Origin of the sequence: Amycolatopsis xylanica (assembly GCF_900107045.1) — a bacterium.
In the GTDB taxonomy this organism is placed as follows: domain Bacteria; phylum Actinomycetota; class Actinomycetes; order Mycobacteriales; family Pseudonocardiaceae; genus Amycolatopsis; species Amycolatopsis xylanica.
In genome coordinates this window covers 544,717-561,750 of the sequence record NZ_FNON01000006.1, presented here as the reverse complement: position 1 = coordinate 561,750, position 17,034 = coordinate 544,717, and the positions used below count along the sequence as shown (strand labels likewise).

Here is a 17,034-nt window from a genome sequence, read left to right as displayed (position 1 = left end):
TAGAACCGCCCGGAACACTCACGACCTGCTAGTTGCGTCCGGCGAGCGAGAAGGCGAGGAGCGCGGTCGACGTGAAGTCGATGGCCGGCTCGTTCGTCTGCCACGCGATGACCGAGTCCATGTACCGCGAGGCCTTGCTGTCGAACTTCTCGTAAGGCTTGGTGCAGGCCTTCGAGCCCTCGGGCAGCGGCTCGTTCGAGAAGAGCTCAGTGCCGTTAGGACCGTTGACGACCGCGCCGTAGAGCAGCTTGTCCGGGATCAGGTTGGCGATCTGGTGGTGCGGGCACTGCGGCCACGTGGTCCCGATGCCGACGACCAGCGAGACACCCCACGCGTTCGCGCCGAGCGTGAAGTTCCGTTGCTGCACACCGAAAGCGTCGTACTTCGAGTCGCCGGTCACCCGCTTGTAGAGCCGGGCGGTCGCGGCGAAGCCGTAGCTCTTGCTGGCCGCGTCGAAGGTGGTGATCTCCACCGCCGTCCGGAACGGGCTCTTCGCCGCGACCGCGACACCGGAGTCGAGCTGACGGCGCAGGTCGGCGACGAGGTCCTTTTCGGTCACCTTGGCGCCGGACAGCCCGCCCTTGAGGATCCCGGCGAGGTCGGCGTGCGCGAGCGCGCTGGTGTCGTAGAGGTTCAGCGTCGACTTGTCGCCACCCGCGATGTACTCCTTGGCCCACTGGGTCGCGGTGCGCGCGTAGTCGTCGGCCTTGCTGTCGCCGAGCTTCTTCGCCGCCAGCGCGAGCTGGGTCGCGCCAAGCTCCATGTCGTCGTGCCAGGAGTCCTCGGGGTAGTAGGCGTGCGGGAACGCGGAGACCAGCTCGCCGACGTTGGTGGTCTTCGCCTGCGCGAAGATCGACGCGGCCTCGGCGAAGTACTTCTTCGCCTTCGCCGGATCACGGTCGGCCTGGACCTGCGCGCCGAGCGCGAACGCGGCGGCCACGCGGCCGGCCAGGTTCGGGCTGATCTGCGCGCCCGCGGCGTTGGCCGCGAACACCGGGCGGTACTTCACGTAGTACTTGGCGTCGCCCGGCTTGACGTTCAGCGCGTCGTCGGCCTCCGGCAGCCGCCACACGTCGTGGTCGCCGAGGAAGCCGAACTTCTCGCTGCCGGTGCCGATGCCGACCTGGGCGTAGAGCGTCTTCGACTGCTCGTCCCACATCTTGTCGAGCCACTTGAGGCCGAAGCAGACCTCTTCGGCGAGCGCGGGGTCGTACTTCTCACGCAGCACGAAACCCATCTCCGCCAACGAATACGCCGAGTTCGAGGTGAACTTCACGTAGTCGCCAGCGTCCGCCCAGCCGCCTTCGACGTCACGCTTGGCGCCGGTGGCCTTCAGCGGCTCGAGGATCTCGTCGCCCTCCGCGCCGCCGAACTTCGGCTCGGCGTAGACGGCGCCGTTGGCGTCGTCGAGGTGCGATGGCTTGCGGCCCAGCCTGCCGGGGATGACGTTCTTGCCGTCCCGCTGCGACTGGAAGAACTCGTTGTTCGCGCGGACCAGCGGGTCGAACAGGTTGCCCGTGGTGTCGACGCGGAACAGCGGTGAGGTCGCCTTGTTCGTCCCGGTCACCTCGACCTTGTACTTGCCCGGTGTCTTCAGCGCGCTCAGGTCGAGCTGGTAGACGGCCTTGTACTTGGTGCTCCAGGAACCGAGGCTGCTCCCGGTCTTGCCGGTCAGCACCTTGACGCCCTTGTCGTTCACGACCGTGAACGACGAGCTGCCGGAGGCGCCGATCAGATAGGCGTACTTCGCTTCGGTGATGCCATAGCCGACCTGGTCGACTCGCACCTCGCCTGCCGTGGCCGCCGCCGCGGGCGCGACGGCGACCGCCAAACCGCCTACGAGGAGCGAGGAAATCACCCCAATGGACCGAAATCGGGTACGAAGCATGGGCGTACTTCCCTATTAATAGTTAAGAAAGTTTCCTATTTCGGCTGAGGACTTAACCACTGTCGCATGCGCACGTCAATATGTCCGTTTCGCACGCCTGATCCGATGATCTTGTGAGTTACCAACGGTGCTGCCCTCGCCCGTGAAGTGATCTACCGTGTGTCGATGACCGGAGAATCGCTGGGCGCGCGCATTCGCCGGTTACGCACCGCACGCGGCTGGACCCAGCGGGAGCTGGCCGGGCCGAGATACGACCGGGGCTTCCTCGCGAAGGTCGAGACCGGAACGCGGCCGCCTTCGGACGAGGTTCTCGATTACCTCGCGCGACGGCTCGGGCTGACGGTCGACGAGCTCCGCTTCGGCAGGCCGCCCGGTGTCGCCGAGGCATTGTGGACGGAACTGGCCGACGCCTACCGCGCGCTCCAGCAAGGCCGCGTCGCCGACGCTGACACGATTTTCGGCAACGCCGCGAAGCGTGCGATCGCCTACAAACTGCCTGATGTCGAGTGCTACGCCCGATTCTGCCGCGCCGAGGTGCTCTGGCAGGCCTACGACATCGAGGGTTCCAAGGCCGCCTTCGAGCATGCCGCCCGGCTCGGCGCGAGCGCGCCCGCGTGGCTGAGGGCGATGATCACCCATCGCTGGGTCACCTGCGAGTACCTGCTCGGCGCCGCCGGGGCGGCGGTCGCGCACGCCGAGGCGGCACTCGCCGAGGTCCGCGCGGCCACCCCGGTCGACCCGGACGCGGAGCTCGCACTGCTCAGCGCGCTGATCCACCCGTTGGTCGAAATGGGTGGCCTGCGCCGCGCCCGGCGCGCGGCCGAGGACGGCAGGCTGGCCGCGGCGCTGGCGTCCCGTCCCGACTTCATCGCGCGCTACCACCGTCAGGCCGCCCAGCTCTGGCAGGCGGTCGGGCTGGGTGACCGCGCCGACGAGGACCTCGGTGAGGCGCTGCGCCTGTTCACCTCGCTCGGGTACGACCGCGACGCCGCCCGCTGCCGCTGGGCGCGGGGCTTTCTCTTGCGCCGCATGGATCGACTACCCGAGGCGCGCGCCGAGCTGACGGCCGCGCGCGACCTGCTGGCCGCCGCCGGTTCCCGCGAGGGCATCCTCGGCGCGACGATCGAGCTCGCCGAGGTCCGGCGCCGCCAGGGCGCGCTCGACGAGGCCGAGGCACTGATCGAGGACGTCCGCCCGCTACTCGACGACGCGCCCGACGTGGAGGCGGTCGGCGAGGTGCACCGGCTGCTGGGGCTGATCGCGCACGCGCGAGACGATCTTCCCCGCGCCACAACGCTTCTGCGGCTCGCCGCCGACGAACAGGAACGCGCCTCGCTGCGCAGCTCGCTTGTCAACACGTCTCTCCATCTGGGAGACGTGTTGCGCGCACAGGGATTGCTCTCCGACGCCGTGCACGCCTACCGGCGGGGCGTGCTGGCCGCGGTGGACAGCGATTCGGATGTAGTTGGATAAAACCATACGAAAGTAGCGATGCGTGCATGTCGGCCGCAAAACCCTTGGTGTTCAAGGGAATGTGTACGCAAGTTAAGGGGCAGGTAAGGCTCCGCTAGGCCATTCGGCGCATTGACGGTCTACCACACAGATTCTTTACTCAGGTGTGTCCGGCGTCATAACAGCAGTTATGCGCGCGGACACGTCTGGTCCCCGCACACCGTGATCCCCGTCCGGTCGATGGCGCCCCATCCCTACTTCGTCGTGCCGGAAAAAGCACGGTTCTGCCTCCCTGGAAGGAAACAGATGACTCCTCAGCGAGGGCTTCGTACAGGCCTGGCGGCCATCGCCGGCCTGGCCCTTTCACTCGCGGTGCCGGTGACCCCGGCAGGCGCGACCGTCACCGCACAGCAGGCGAGCCCCGAACTCGCCGCTGCCAGCGCCGCCGACCAGGCCGCCGCGGCCGGTGTCGACCAGCTGAGCAAGGGCGCCGACGAGGCGTTCCGCCGCCTCGGGGTCACCCCCGGTGGCGCCGGCCTCTTCTACGCCTCCTACGAGCGCACCTACCGCGGCCTGCCGGTCATCGGCGGCGACGCCGTGGTCGTGGCCGACGGCGCGGGCCGGGTCCGCGGCACCGCCGCAGCCGAGACCGCCCCGATCTCCGTGAACACCAGCCCGGCGGTGACCGCCGACAAGGCGACCCAGATCGCGCGCGGCCAGCTGTCCAAGGTGGACAGTGTCGCCTCGCCGAAGCTGGTCGTGCTGGCAGGCGCCACCCCGAAGCTCGCCTACGAGGTCGTCGTCGCGGGCAAGAAGGAAGCGACGCCGAGCAACCTCCACGTCTTCGTCGACGGCGCCACCGGCACGGTCCTCGACACGCGTGACGATGTCAAGGCGGACAACGACTTCGCGCCGCGGTCGGCCAAGGTCGCGCAGGGCACGGCGACCATCCAGGGCGTCGGCAACAGCTACTACGTCGGCAACGTCACCATCGACACGACGAACTCCGGCGGCACCTACTCGCTGAAGGACCCGACGCGCAGCGGCATCAGCTGTGCCAAGGAGAACGGTTCCGTCTACACCGGACCGGACGACAACTGGGGCAACGGCTCCGGCACCGACCTCGAAACCGCCTGTGTCGACACGCTTTTCTCGGTCCAGACCGAGTGGAAGATGCTCAGCGCCTGGCTGGGCCGCAACGGTATCAACGGCAACGGCGGCGGCTTCCCCGCCTACGTCGGCCTCAATGACGTCAACGCGTACTGGAACGGCTCCTCGACCCACTTCGGACACTCGCAGGACAACCAGCGCCAGGCAACCAACATGGACGTCGTCGGCCACGAGTTCGGCCACGGCATCTTCCAGTTCACCCCGGGTGGCGCGGGCTCCGGCAACGAGAACGGCGGCCTCAACGAGTCCACCGGTGACATCTTCGGCGCCATCACCGAGCACTACGCGAACAACCCGAAGGACACCCCGGACTACGAGGTCGGCGAGCTGCTGAACCTCGTCGGCAGCGGCCCGATCCGCTACATGTACCAGCCGAACAAGGTCTCGGGTCACCCGAACTGCTACACCTCCTCGATCCCCAGCACCGAGGTGCACGCCGCCGCGGGCCCGCAGAACCACTGGTTCTACCTGCTCGCCGAGGGCACGGCGCCGTCCGGCAAGCCGGCCAGCCCGACCTGCAACAACACCTCGATCACCGGTATCGGCATCCAGTCGGCCGCGAAGATCTTCTACAACGGCCTGCTGAAGAAGACCTCCAGCTGGAACCACAAGGCCGCCCGCAAGGCGACGCTGGAAGCCGCCATCGCGCTGTTCCCCAACAGCTGCACCGAGTTCAACACCACCAAGGCCGCGTGGGAAGCCGTCAGCGTCACCGCTGCCGCCGGTGAGCCCACCTCCTGTGGCGGTCCCGCGCAGAACGACTTCTCCATCGCGGCCACCCCGAACTCGGGCACCGTGACGGCGGGCGGTTCGGCCACCACCACGATCAGCACCTCGGTCACCTCCGGCAACGCCCAGTCCGTCGCGCTCTCCGCCTCGGGCCTGCCCGCGGGCGCCACCGCGACGTTCAACCCGGCCACCATCCAGTCCGGCGGCCAGTCGACGCTGACCATCGCCACCTCGGCCTCGACGCCGAACGGCACCAGCACCATCACCGTCACCGGTGACGGCGCGAACGTCGACCACACCACGCAGTACACGCTGAGCGTCGGCACCACCGGGACGCGCACGTTCACCAACGGCACCGACTACCCGATCAACGACTTCGGCACGGTCAACTCCCCCGTGTCGTCGACCGCATCGGGCAACGCGGTCTCGCCGGTGAAGCTCTCGATCACCGCTTCGCACACCTGCGCCGAGGACCTTCGCATCCAGCTGAAGGCGCCGGACGGCAGCGTCTACTCGGTCAAGCCGACCGGGTTCTCCCCGTGCACCCAGTTCGGCACCCGCACCTACTCGGTCGCGGTCACCAACGAGGTCGCCGCGGGCACCTGGACCCTCGTGGTCTACGACGCCTACTCGCAGGACACCGGAACGCTCGACAGCTGGACCATCACGGTCTAGTCACCCCCGAAGTCGAGTCCTCTTGAGACGGCCCCGGGTGGCGATCCCACCCGGGGCCCTTTTCCTGGAAGGAAAACCCATGAAACTCGGTTTACGGCTGCGCGCGAGCGTGACGGCCTTCGCCGGGCTCGCACTCGTCTTCGGCGCGGTCACCGTGCCTGCCGAGGCGACGACCAACGCGGCGCCGGACATCTCGCTCGCGAACGTCAAGGCGCACCTGAACGCCCTGCAGACGATCGCGAACCAGAACGGCGGCAACCGCGCCGCCTCCGGCGGTGGCTACGCGGCTTCAGTGTCCTATGTGGAGGGTAAGCTGAAGGAGGCCGGGTACACCGTCACCCGGCAGACCTGCACCAGCTGCGCCGGGCAGAGCCAGAACCTGATCGCGGAATGGCCGCAGGGCGACGCGAACCAGGTCATCATGCTCGGGTCCCATTTGGACAGTGTGAGCGCCGGTCCCGGCATCAACGACAACGGTTCCGGCTCGGCGGCCGACCTCGAGGTCGCGCTGACGCTGGCCAGGACCAACCCGTCGATGGCCAAGCGCGTGCGCTTCGGCTGGTGGGCCGACGAGGAGTCGGGCCTTCGCGGCTCGAAGTTCTACGTGAACAGCCTGTCCTCGGCCGAACGCGCGAAGATCAAGACCTACCTGAACTTCGACATGATCGCGTCGAAGAACTGGGGTCACTTCGTCTATGACGACGTCGCCTCGATCAAGGCCATCTTCGACGAGTACTTCTCCTCGATCGGCATCCAGACCGAGGGCGACAGCGAGGGCGACGGCCGCTCCGACCACGCCTCGTTCAAGTCGGTCGGCATCCCGGTCGGCGGCCTCGCCACCGGCGCGGGCGACATCAAGACCTCCGCACAGGCCCAGAAGTGGGGCGGCACGGCCGGTCAGCCGTACGACTCCTGCTACCACCGCGCGTGCGACACCACCGCCGCCGTCGCGGACGTGCCGATGGACCGCAACAGCGACGCGATCGCTTACGCGCTCTGGAAGCTGGCCGTCGGCGCGCCCGTCGGCAACGACTACTCGGTCTCGCTCTCACCGACCTCCGGCACCGTCCAACCCGGACAGTCCGCTCAGGTTTCCTTGTCCACCAGCGTGACCTCGGGCTCGGCGCAGTCGGTTTCGCTCAGCGCATCGGGCCTGCCCGCCGGCGCGACGGCGTCGTTCAGCCCGGCGACCATCCAGTCGGGTGGCTCGTCGACGCTGACCATCGCCACCTCGGCGTCCACCCCGAACGGCACCAGCACGATCACGGTGAACGCGGACGGCGCCGACGCCGATCACTCGGCGACGTACACGCTGACCGTGGGCACCTCGGGCACGCGGACGTTCACCAACGACACCGACTTCCCGATCAACGACTTCGGCACGGTCAACTCCCCCGTGTCGTCGACCGCCTCGGGCAACGCGGTGTCCCCGGTGAAGCTCTCGATCACCGCTTCGCACACCTGCTCGGAGGATCTGCGGATCCAGCTGAAGGCGCCGGACGGCACCGTCTACTCGGTCAAGCCGACCGGGTTCTCCCCATGCACGCAGTTCGGCACGCGCACCTACTCGGTGGCCGTGACGAACGAAGTGGCCGCGGGTACCTGGACTCTGGTGGTTTATGACGCATACTCGCAGGACACGGGTGTGCTGAGCAGCTGGACCATCACGGTCTAGTCCCTACGGAGGTGGCGTGACGGCGGAGGAGGTCGGCGCGCGACTGCGCAGGCTGCGTGCGGAACGCGGCCTGACGCAGCGGGCGCTGGCGGAACCGCACTACACGGCCGCCTACGTGTCCTCTGTGGAGACCGGAGCGCGCACGCCGTCCGGCGACGCGCTCCGGCACTTCGCCGAGCAGCTCGGCATCGACGCTGACGAGCTGCTCGGCGGAACCTCCCCGCGTGACGTGGTCCGCCTCGATCTCGACCTGGCCTTGGCCGCGAGTGACCTCCTCGACGGCGTCGACGCTTCGGTCCGCCTGCGCCGCATCGCCCGCCGCGCCGAGCGCATGGGCAGGCGCCGCCAAGCGGGCCTGGCCTGGCTCTGGCTGGCCCGGTTCGCCTCGGGTGACGCGCGCGCGAAGCTGGTCACGGCCGCCGAAAGCGCGTTCACCTCGGATGTGCCGCCGTATCGCGGACTGGTGGTGCCGCTGCGCGCGGCCGTGCTGACCGACTGGGGCGAGCCGCACTACGCGATGCATCTGCTGCAGACGTGTCACGACGACCTGATGCGTGACGGCTACCCGCATCCGTTGCTGCTCTTGACTTTGCGCGCGCATCTCGCCGACGGCCATCTGCGGCTGGGGAACCTGGCGCAGGCGGCGCCGTTCGCCGACGACGCGCTCCGGCTCGCGCGCGGGCGTGACGACGTGCTGTCGGAGCTCATCGCGTATCAGCTCGATCTGTGCCGGTCGTTGCTGGCGGACGAGCACTTCACCGACGCCGCCTCGGCCGTGGCGATCGCCCACGACCTGCTGCACGAGCGCGCGCTGCGGCCGTCGATCGCCCGCTGCCTGCTGGTCCGCGCGCGGGTCCGGCCGTCAGGGGCGCTCGCCGACCTGCTCGCGGCGCGCGAGGCGACCGAGCCGGGCGACACCCGCGCGATCACGCTCGAACTCGCGGAGGTGAGCAGGCGGGAGGGCAGGCTGGACGAGGCGCTGGCGTTCCTGTCGGAGATCGAGGTCGACTGCGACGACCCGCTGGCGGCCGCCGTCCGCTACCAGCTCGGCGCGCTGGCGGTCTCGCGCGGCGACGCGTCGTCGGCCGAAGCGGAGCTGTCCCAGGCGATCGACCTGGCGACCCGGCTGGACGCGCGCGACGTGCTGGTCCGGTCGCTCGACCACGCAGGCACGCTGCTGATGTCGCAGGGACGGCTGTCCGAAGCCGCGGATCTCCTGCGCGAAGGCCTGCTCAAGCTGGGCGCTGAACAGGAGTCGTGAGTGTTTAGGCCGGTTAGAACCGGCCGCATCACTCACGAGTCCTTGAGGAAGGCCTTCAGCACCTGGGTGACCTGGCGGATCTCGCCCGCGCGCACGTTCTCCTGGCGGGTGTGGGCCAGCGTCGGGTCACCGGGCCCGAAGTTGACCGCGGGCATCCCCATCGCCGCGAACCGGGCGACGTCGGTCCAGCCCAGCTTCGCCACCGCCTCGCCACCGGCCGCCGCGACCAGCTCGGCGGCCGCAGGCGCGCCCAGCCCGGGCAGCGCGCCGGGCGAAAGGTCCACAACGGACACATTGAAACCGTCGAACACCTCGCGCAGGTGCTGCTCGGCCTGCTCGGGCGAGCGGTCCGGCGCGAACCGGTGGTTGATCGTCAGCACGGCCTCGTCCGGCACGACGTTCCCGGCGACACCACCCGAGATCTTGGTCGCCTGCAAGCCTTCGCGATACGTCAGGCCGTCGATGTCGACCACTCGCGCCTCGTAAGAAGCCAAGCGCCGCAACGGTTCCGCCAAGGCGTGGATGGCGTTCGAGCCCATCCACGCGCGCGCGGTGTGCGCACGCGCGCCGGAGGTGCGCAGGTCGATCCGCATGGTGCCCTGGCACCCGGCCTCGATCACCGCGTTGGACGGCTCGCCGACGATCGCGAGGTCGGCCCGCAGCCACTCGGGCAGTTCGCGCTCGATGCGGCCGAGGCCGTTCTTCGTCGCCTCGACCTCTTCGTTGTCGTAGAAGATGAAAGTCAGGTCGTGCCGGGGGTCCAGCACGGACGCGGCGAGGTGCAGGAAGACGGCGTCGCCGCCCTTCATGTCGACGGTGCCGAGGCCGTGCAGTATCTCGTCCTCGCCGGAACCCTCGCGGCGCAGCGGGAGGTTCTGGTTGACCGGGACCGTGTCCAGGTGCCCGGCGAAGATCACCCGCGACGGCTTGCCCAGCGAGGTGCGTGCGAGCACGGCGTCACCGTTGCGGACGACCTCGAGGTGCGGCGCCTGCTTCTCGAGCGCGGCCTGCACGACCTCGGCGATGGCGGCCTCCTGGCCGGATTCGCTGAAGATGTCCACCAGCGTGGCGGTGATCTCGACGGGGTCGGCGTGCAGATCCAGCTCAGGCATGCCCCGCACGCTATCTGGTCACTGGACCGGGGCTACCGTGGCATGCGTGCGCAAGACCTTCGCCGTGATCGCCCTGCTGTTCCTGCTGACCGCGTGTGGCCGGGAGGCCGGGCCGAAGCCGAAGGCGCCCGCGCCGGAACCGGGCCCCGACGCGCTGCCGACCAAGCTCACCGCGCTCAGCGTCGACCAGTGCTTCCTCGCGCCGAAGACCGAGGCGCCGAAGGGCTGTGAGAAGTACGTCACCGAGGTGGGCAACACCACCGGCACCGTCCGCAAACGCGTCCCCGAGGCTGGACCGGCCGCCGACGCCGTCGACGCGGCCGTGAAGGTGTTCCGCACCAGCTCGTGCAAGACCGCCTCGGCTCCCGGCGGGGCCTGCACGCAGGCGCTGGTGGACATGGCGAACTCGCTCGAGTCGGTCAAGACCACGGTGAACAGGCAGGCCACCACGGGTTAGCCTGTCCACCGTGAGCAACGCAGAAACGACCGGCGCGCGCGGCGTCGGACTGGCCACCGTCACCCCCGACGGCACCGTGCTGGACACCTGGTTCCCGCAGCCCAAGCTGACCGAGGCCGGCACCTCCGGTGTCGAGCGCCTGTCCGCCGAAGAAGCGGCCGAGATACTCGGCGACGCGGCCGTGGCGCTGCTCGGCCCGGACACCGACCGCGGGGTCGAGGTCGTCGCGGTGCGCGTGACCATCGGCAGCCTCGCCGACGCGCCCGCGGACGCGCACGACGTCTACCTGCGCCTCCACTTGCTCTCGCACCGGCTGGTCCAGCCGCACGGGCAGAACCTGGACGGCATCTTCGGCCTGCTGGCCAACGTCGTCTGGACCAACCACGGCCCGTGCCCGGTCGAGGGCTTCGAGTCGACCCGCCTGCGCCTGCGCGCGCGTGGCGCGGTCACCGTCTACGGTGTCGACAAGTTCCCCCGCATGGTCGACTACGTCCTCCCTTCGGGTGTCCGCATCGCCGACGCCGACCGCGCCCGCCTCGGCGCGCACCTCGCCAGCGGCACCACGGTCATGCACGAGGGCTTCGTCAACTTCAACGCAGGCACGCTCGGCGCCTCGATGGTCGAAGGCCGCATCTCGGCCGGTGTCGTCGTCGGTGACGGCACCGACGTCGGCGGCGGCGCGTCGATCATGGGCACGCTGTCCGGCGGCGGCAAGGAGACCATCTCGATCGGCGAGCGCTGCCTGATCGGCGCCAACGGCGGCATCGGCATCTCGCTCGGCGACGACTCGGTGGTCGAAGCGGGCCTGTACGTCACGGCCGGCACGAAGGTCCACGTCGACGGCAAGGTCGTCAAGGCCCGTGAACTGTCCGGGATCTCGGGCGCGGTCTTCCGCCGCAACTCGGCGACGGGCGCGGTCGAGGTCGTGCCGCGCACCGGCGTCGGCATCGAGCTGAACGCGGCGCTGCACGCCAACTAGCTTTCCCCGGAGCCGCGGCGCCTCGTCGCCGCGGCTCCGGTTTTGATCTAGGCCTCGCGCTGGGTTCACCTAGTATTCATGTGGTGACCGCCGAAACGTTGCCCGCGAAGAAGCGGGCCCGCCGCCTGCCCAAGACGACGACGCCTGCCGAACTCGGTCTCGGCGATCACCCGGCGCAACCCGGTCCCGGCGATCCGCCGGTCGACCATCTCCGCGCCCAGCTCGACACCCAGATCCGCGAACTCATCGCCCGCGAACCCGGCACCCGCAGTGGCGCCGACCCCGAGGATCTGCACCAGATGCGGGTCGCGCTGCGGCGCATGCGCAGCACGCTGAAACTGTCCGGCGGCCTGCTCGGGCCCGAAGCCGAGACCGTGCGCGCCGAACTCGGCTGGCTCGGCCAGTCGCTCGGCGAGGTCCGCGACTACGACGTCCTCATCGAGCACCTGCGCGAGGTCGTCGCCGAATTCGAGGCCCGCGACCAGCTGGCCGGGCGTGAGCTGGTGTCGAAGTTCGTGGCCGAGCGCGGTGTCGCCAAGCGAAAGCTGACCCGCCTGCTCGGCACACCCCGTTACGCCGCTTTGCTGGTGAGCGCCGCTCGGCTGGTCACCGACCCGTCGTCCCCCGTCGCTGTGTCCGATGTGGAGTCGCCGCGCGCGGTGATCAGCCTCGACAAGCCCTACCGCAAGCTCGCGAAAGCCGTCGGCAAGCTCCCGCTCGATCCGCCCGACGACGACCTCCACGCGCTCCGCATCCATGGCAAACGTTTGCGGTACGCCGCCGAGCTGGCCCAGTCCGCGGCCAAGAAGAAGCAGGCGGCCAAGATCAAGAAGCTGATCAGCGCGACCAAGGACCTCCAGACCGTCCTCGGCGACCACCAGGACGCCGTGGTCGCGGCCGACCGCATGCGCGCCGCGCTCGACACCCTCACCCCCCAGGCCGCCTTCATCGCGGGCCGCATCGCCGAGCGCGAACTCACCCGCCGCACCCAGGCCCGCGCCGCCTGGCCAGCCGTCTGGGCCCAGGTCGACACCGCCGCCGCCCCCACCCTCACCGCCTCACCCCTGACCCCCGGCTGACGAAAGCCCGAAAGCCACTTTCGTCAGATGAGACCTGACGAAAGCCACTTTCGGGCTTTGCTCAGGGGGCCACGGCGCCCACGTAGCCGTCGGGGCGGATGTGGAAGCGGCCGGTTCCGTAAGCGGACAGGGCGTGACCACCGAAGTCGGTGAACTCCGCGTCGCCGACCAGGACCCGGCCGGATGAGACCACCAGGTCGGTCGCATGGGGCCCGCGAAAGAGGTCGAACAAGCGCACGCGCTTGCCGTTGGCGTCGGTCAGCGGGGCGTCGGGCGCACGGTCGCCCGAGGTCAGCGGGCCGGGAGCCGGGCGGGTGTCCGAGGCGAGCGGCCCACCCCGGTAACCGACGCCGAGCTGGTGCGTCGACTCGTCGCGCTTGAACGCGTCGTCCTCGCCGTCGACGTGCTTCTGGAGCAGTCCGGTAGACAGGCCGAGCACCTCGGCCGCGACGGCCCGGCGCTCGGCCTCGTAGCTGTCCAGCAGCTCGGGCGAACCGTCGGCCAGCTTCCAGCCCAGGTTGTAGGCGTCCTGGACACCCGTGTTCAGGCCCTGGCCGCCGGTCGGCGGGTGAACGTGCGCAGCATCGCCCGCGAGGAAGATCCGGCCGACACGGAACCGAGCCGCGAGCCGGACATTAGGGCGCCAGATCGTCGACCAAGCCAGGTCGTGCATCCGCAGCGAGCGTCCGGAATGCTTGTCCAGCAACGCTTGCAACTGCTCCAGCGACGGCTCCGCGTCTACGAGCGGCGCACCGAACTGGAAGTAGTCGCCGCCCGGCAACGGGGTCAGCGCGATCCCGTCGTGCATGGCGCCGCTCGAGAACCAATAGCCGTAGTCATGGTCGAGGCCGTCGACCTTCACATCGCCGAGCAGCATCCGGATCGACTCGTCGGTCGTGCCCTCGAAAGCGATCCCCAGCGTCTTGCGCACGAAGCTGCGCCCGCCGTCCGCACCCACCAGGTAGTCGACGCGGACGGTCTCACCCGGCAGCGTCACGTCGACGCCATCCGAGTCCTGCGAGAACCCGATGACCCCGGTGTTCAGCTCAACGCGCACACCGAACTCCGCGAGCCGCGCGCGCAGGATCGCCTCGGTGTCGTTCTGCGCCAGCACCCACGGGTTCGGGTACGGCTGGTCCGGCGTCGGCTCCTTGAGCTCGCTCATCCGCCTGACGGCGACGAGCTCGCCATTCGCGTAGGCCCGCATCTCAGACTGGTTCGCGCCCGCCGCGAGCACCGCGTCGAGCACACCGAGGTCTTCGAAGACCTCCAGCGTGCGCGGCTGGATGCCGTCGCCGCGCGAGCCCGCCAGGTGCGCGGCCGCCTGGTCGACGATGCGGACTTCGACGCCACGCCTGGCCAGGTCGATGGCCAAGGTCAGCCCGGTCGGTCCGCCACCCGCGATGAGTACCCTCATGACTGAATCTCCATTCACTGAATTGAGATTCAGTTTGACCACTGCTAGCGTCCCTTGTCAAGGAGGGGTGGATGAATCGCAAGGAGAAGGCCGCCGAAACCGAGCTGGCGCTCAAGGAAGCGGCCAAGCGGGTCTTCGCCACGCGTGGCTACCTGAACACGAAGATCACGGACATCACCGCCGAAGCGGGCCGCGCGGCGGGATCGTTCTACAACCACTTCTCAGGCAAGGAAGAGCTGCTCGAAGCGCTGCTCACGGACATGTTCACGCAAGGCGACGAGTATGTCGCCGGCGATGACACGCACAGTCCCGACTTCACCGACCGCGCGGCGATCCGCTGGCATGTGGCGCAGCACTGGCACTTCTACCGCGAGCACCGCACGGAACTGGTCGCGCTGCGCCAGGCGGCACTGGTCAACGAGGACTTCGCGCGCCGGCTGCAGCGGCTCGTGACCGAGGGCAGCGACCACATGCGCGACCATCTCGCCTATATCCCGCAAGCGGGCCTCACCCCGGCAGGCCCGACCGACCTGCTGGTCTCCGCGATCGCGAGCCTGCTCGACCAGTTCGCCTACACCTGGCTCGCCGCGGGCGGCGACGGCTCCGGCCGCGCGCTCGACGACGACGAGGCCATCGACACCCTCACCAACCTGCTCCACCGAGGCCTGGCGGGCCAGGCGACCTAGGACTCAGGAGGTCAGGCGCTCCGCGGCCGCGGCGATGCGCTCGTCGGTCGCGGTCAGCGCGATCCGCACGTGGTCACGCCCGGTCGGCCCGTAGAACGTGCCGGGCGCGGCGATGATGCCCCGTTCGGCGAGCCACGAGATCGTCTTCCACGCGTCTTCGTCCCGAGTGGACCACAGGTACAGCCCGGCCTCGGAGTGGTCGACCCGGAAACCGCTGTCCTGCAACGCCTTCCGCAGCACCACGCGACGGCGTTCGTACCGGCCGCGCTGCTCGGTGAGCGCCGCGTCGTCGGTCAGCGCGGCGACCATGGCCTCCTGCACCGGCCGGGGCACGATCATCCCGGCGTGCTTGCGCACCTCCAGCAACCGCGCGACCAGCGCGGGGTCACCGGTGACGAACCCGGCGCGGTAACTGGCCAGGTTCGCGGACTTCGACAGCGAATGCACCGCCAGCAGCCCGTCCAGCCGTCCACCGTGGACGGACGGGTGCAGCAGCGAAACGGGCTCGCTCTCCCAGCCCAAAGACAGGTAACACTCGTCGGACACGACGATGACGCCGCGTTCCTGCGCCCAGGACACGACCTTGCGCAGATGCTCGACCCCGAGCACCCTGCCGGTCGGATTGGACGGCGAGTTCAGCCAGATCATCGCCGGCTTCTGCGGCCCCAAGGCCACGAGACTGTCAGCGCGCAGCAGCGAAGCACCGGCCAGCAGCACGCCGACCTCGTACGTCGGATACGCGACCTCGGGGATCACGACCAGGTCGCCCTGGCCGAACCCGAGCAGCCGAGGCAGCCACGCGACCAGCTCCTTCGAGCCGATCGTGGGCAGCACGGCGTCGGCGGAGACGCCCTCGATGCCATGACGGCGCCGCAGCGCCTCGACCGCGGCTTCCCGCAGCGCGGGCGTGCCGTGCGTGGTCGGGTAGCCGGGGATCTCCGAGACCGAAGCCAGCGCGTCCTGGATGCTCCGCGGCACCGGGTCGACGGGCGTGCCGACCGAGAGGTCGACGAGCCCGCCGGGGTGGGCGCTCGCGGTGGCCTTGTACTCCGCGAGCGAATCCCACGGAAAATCAGGGAGAGAGATCATTCGCCCTGCGGGGGCAGCGCCTTGACGAAGGCGGGGTCGTGCGCGGTCTTGCCGACCTTGGACGCGCCACCCGGGGAGCCGAGCTCGTTGAAGAAGTCGACGTTCGCCTTGGTGTAGTCGGCCCACTGGTCGGGGACGTCGTCCTCGTAGTAGATGGCCTCGACCGGGCAGACCGGCTCGCAGGCGCCGCAGTCGACACACTCGTCGGGATGGATGTAGAGCATCCGCTCGCCCTCATAGATGCAGTCGACGGGGCACTCGTCGATGCACGCCTTGTCGAACACGTCGACGCAGGGCTCGGCGATCACGTAGGTCACGGGACACTCCTGCTTTTTCGTCTGGCCAAGTTCACATGCCGCGTCGGCGACATTACGCGGTCTCACCGGCCTTCGGCTGGTGAGGCCACCCTTATCCGCCGTCGGGTTAACAGCGTTTATTCGGACTGCGCGCGACGCTTCCTGGGCGGCGCCACGCGGCTGTCACCGGTGACGACGAAACGAGGTTTAGGCTTGTCAGCCTGGTCCTCGTCCCCCTGCTTCGCGCCGACCGCACGATTGAACCCGGCCGAGATCTCCTTGACCAGATCTTCGTTGTGCCGATCGTCCTTGCGCGCGATGCTCATCGGTTCCTCCCGAACGTCCTTGCCACAATCTAACCGTGAACGCCGCCGAAACGCTCGAAGTCGCCTGCACTGCCGCCTGGGACCCGCTGATCAGCGAATCTCTCGGCCAGTGGCGGCTGCGCTGGGCAGGCGGTTTCACCGGACGGGCCAACAGCGCGCTCGCCGTCGGCGACCCCGGCGTCCCGATCGGGCAGGCACTCCGCCGGGTCTGTGACTTCGCCCACTCGCGGCACATCGAGCCCCGTGTGCACGCGATCAAGGACAGCGACATCGAAGACGCGCTGGCCGCCGAGGGCTGGAAACCGGACATCGAGTACGCGAACGGGCACGAAGTGACCGTGCTGACCGGGCCGCTGGGCGACGGCGACACCACGCTCGTGCTCGACGAGCCGGCTCCCGCTTGGTGGGAACTGACCACCGGCTCCGCCGACCCGTCGCCCGCCCAGCGGCACGTCCTGGCCACGGGCAAGGTCGGTTTCGGCATGCTCGGCGACTTCGCCGCCGTCCGCGGCGCGGTCGCCGAGGGCATCCTGCTCGTCGGCAGGCTCGCCGTCCGGCCGCCGCACCGCCGCCAGGGCCACGCCGTCACGCTGATGAACGCGATCGGCGCATGGGGAGCCGGGCATGGCGCCGCCCGGTGTGTGCTGCAGGTCTCGGTGACCAACGCCGCCGCGCTCTCGCTCTACGCCCGGCTGGGCTTTTCCGAGCACCACCGGTATCGGTATTGGATCCCAGCCTAGGAT

General features: G+C 69.3%; 15 protein-coding genes. 9 read left to right on the top strand and 6 right to left on the bottom strand.

The window, feature by feature from the left end; genetic code table 11:
• Window positions 1-28: 28 nt before the first annotated feature.
• Window positions 29-1,858 (bottom strand): glycoside hydrolase family 9 protein, encoded by a 1,830-nt coding sequence (locus BLV57_RS29410; RefSeq protein WP_245757565.1) that lies wholly within the window; start codon window positions 1,856-1,858, stop codon window positions 29-31.
• 195 nt (window positions 1,859-2,053) lie between these two features.
• Here BLV57_RS29410 and BLV57_RS29405 point away from each other — a divergent pair, with 195 nt between their 5' ends.
• From BLV57_RS29405 to BLV57_RS29390, 4 genes are all read left to right on the top strand, one after another.
• Window positions 2,054-3,361 carry a helix-turn-helix domain-containing protein gene (locus BLV57_RS29405; protein ID WP_091294300.1) on the top strand — a complete coding sequence of 436 codons (1,308 nt, stop codon included), beginning with the start codon at window positions 2,054-2,056 and terminating at the stop codon, window positions 3,359-3,361.
• A 285-nt stretch (window positions 3,362-3,646) separates the two neighbouring features.
• On the top strand, window positions 3,647-5,914 hold the full coding sequence (locus BLV57_RS29400) for a M4 family metallopeptidase (protein WP_091294144.1): 2,268 nt from the start codon (window positions 3,647-3,649) through the stop codon (window positions 5,912-5,914).
• 79 nt (window positions 5,915-5,993) lie between these two features.
• Window positions 5,994-7,589 (top strand): M28 family peptidase, encoded by a 1,596-nt coding sequence (locus BLV57_RS29395; protein ID WP_091294142.1) that lies wholly within the window; start codon window positions 5,994-5,996, stop codon window positions 7,587-7,589.
• A gap of 16 nt (window positions 7,590-7,605) precedes the next feature.
• A complete protein-coding gene (locus BLV57_RS29390; protein ID WP_091294141.1) occupies window positions 7,606-8,850 on the top strand; it encodes a helix-turn-helix domain-containing protein in 1,245 nt (414 codons plus the stop codon).
• 32 nt (window positions 8,851-8,882) lie between these two features.
• Here BLV57_RS29390 and dapE read toward each other — a convergent pair whose 3' ends face one another.
• Window positions 8,883-9,962 carry a succinyl-diaminopimelate desuccinylase gene (gene dapE, locus BLV57_RS29385; RefSeq protein WP_091294139.1) on the bottom strand — a complete coding sequence of 360 codons (1,080 nt, stop codon included), beginning with the start codon at window positions 9,960-9,962 and terminating at the stop codon, window positions 8,883-8,885.
• Between the two features lie 46 nt (window positions 9,963-10,008).
• On the opposite strand from dapE, the gene BLV57_RS29380 reads away from it, so the two are divergent.
• The 3 genes from BLV57_RS29380 (at window position 10,009) to BLV57_RS29370 (ending at window position 12,477) form a co-directional block, all read left to right on the top strand.
• On the top strand, window positions 10,009-10,419 hold the full coding sequence (locus BLV57_RS29380) for a hypothetical protein (protein ID WP_091294137.1): 411 nt from the start codon (window positions 10,009-10,011) through the stop codon (window positions 10,417-10,419).
• Window position 10,420: 1 nt separating this feature from the next.
• The gene (dapD, locus tag BLV57_RS29375) at window positions 10,421-11,398 is read left to right on the top strand and encodes a 2,3,4,5-tetrahydropyridine-2,6-dicarboxylate N-succinyltransferase (RefSeq protein WP_091294136.1); all 978 of its coding nucleotides are present in this window, start codon (window positions 10,421-10,423) and stop codon (window positions 11,396-11,398) included.
• An 83-nt stretch (window positions 11,399-11,481) separates the two neighbouring features.
• Window positions 11,482-12,477 (top strand): CHAD domain-containing protein, encoded by a 996-nt coding sequence (locus BLV57_RS29370; protein ID WP_091294298.1) that lies wholly within the window; start codon window positions 11,482-11,484, stop codon window positions 12,475-12,477.
• 61 nt (window positions 12,478-12,538) lie between these two features.
• Here the strand turns inward: BLV57_RS29370 and BLV57_RS29365 are convergent, their stop codons facing one another.
• Window positions 12,539-13,894 (bottom strand): FAD-dependent monooxygenase, encoded by a 1,356-nt coding sequence (locus BLV57_RS29365; protein WP_091294134.1) that lies wholly within the window; start codon window positions 13,892-13,894, stop codon window positions 12,539-12,541.
• A 71-nt stretch (window positions 13,895-13,965) separates the two neighbouring features.
• Between BLV57_RS29365 and BLV57_RS29360 the strand changes: the two genes are divergently transcribed.
• On the top strand, window positions 13,966-14,580 hold the full coding sequence (locus BLV57_RS29360; RefSeq protein WP_091294132.1) for a TetR/AcrR family transcriptional regulator: 615 nt from the start codon (window positions 13,966-13,968) through the stop codon (window positions 14,578-14,580).
• A 3-nt stretch (window positions 14,581-14,583) separates the two neighbouring features.
• Here the strand turns inward: BLV57_RS29360 and dapC are convergent, their stop codons facing one another.
• From dapC to BLV57_RS29345, 3 genes are all read right to left on the bottom strand, one after another.
• On the bottom strand, window positions 14,584-15,669 hold the full coding sequence (dapC, locus tag BLV57_RS29355; RefSeq protein ID WP_091294131.1) for a succinyldiaminopimelate transaminase: 1,086 nt from the start codon (window positions 15,667-15,669) through the stop codon (window positions 14,584-14,586).
• Complete coding sequence (fdxA, locus tag BLV57_RS29350) at window positions 15,666-15,986, bottom strand: ferredoxin (RefSeq protein WP_091294130.1); 321 nt, start codon at window positions 15,984-15,986, stop codon at window positions 15,666-15,668. Before fdxA ends, dapC begins: the two co-directional genes overlap by 4 nt.
• A 116-nt stretch (window positions 15,987-16,102) precedes the next feature.
• Window positions 16,103-16,291: a hypothetical protein gene (locus tag BLV57_RS29345; protein WP_091294128.1), complete on the bottom strand. Its 189-nt coding sequence runs from the start codon at window positions 16,289-16,291 to the stop codon at window positions 16,103-16,105.
• A 35-nt stretch (window positions 16,292-16,326) separates the two neighbouring features.
• Between BLV57_RS29345 and BLV57_RS29340 the strand changes: the two genes are divergently transcribed.
• On the top strand, window positions 16,327-17,031 hold the full coding sequence (locus BLV57_RS29340; protein ID WP_091294126.1) for a GNAT family N-acetyltransferase: 705 nt from the start codon (window positions 16,327-16,329) through the stop codon (window positions 17,029-17,031).
• Window positions 17,032-17,034 lie beyond the last annotated feature (3 nt).

What these genes read in the sequence shown, in the direction of transcription:
- BLV57_RS29405 (WP_091294300.1), top strand. Translation starts at nt 2,054, where the DNA reads ATGACCGGAGAATCGCTGGGCGCGCGCATTCGCCGGTTACGCACCGCA.
- BLV57_RS29400 (WP_091294144.1), top strand. Translation starts at nt 3,647, where the DNA reads ATGACTCCTCAGCGAGGGCTTCGTACAGGCCTGGCGGCCATCGCCGGC.
- BLV57_RS29395 (WP_091294142.1), top strand. Translation starts at nt 5,994, where the DNA reads ATGAAACTCGGTTTACGGCTGCGCGCGAGCGTGACGGCCTTCGCCGGG.
- dapE (WP_091294139.1), bottom strand. Translation starts at nt 9,962, where the DNA reads ATGCCTGAGCTGGATCTGCACGCCGACCCCGTCGAGATCACCGCCACG.
- BLV57_RS29365 (WP_091294134.1), bottom strand. Translation starts at nt 13,894, where the DNA reads ATGAGGGTACTCATCGCGGGTGGCGGACCGACCGGGCTGACCTTGGCC.
- BLV57_RS29360 (WP_091294132.1), top strand. Translation starts at nt 13,966, where the DNA reads ATGAATCGCAAGGAGAAGGCCGCCGAAACCGAGCTGGCGCTCAAGGAA.
- dapC (WP_091294131.1), bottom strand. Translation starts at nt 15,669, where the DNA reads ATGATCTCTCTCCCTGATTTTCCGTGGGATTCGCTCGCGGAGTACAAG.
- BLV57_RS29345 (WP_091294128.1), bottom strand. Translation starts at nt 16,291, where the DNA reads ATGAGCATCGCGCGCAAGGACGATCGGCACAACGAAGATCTGGTCAAG.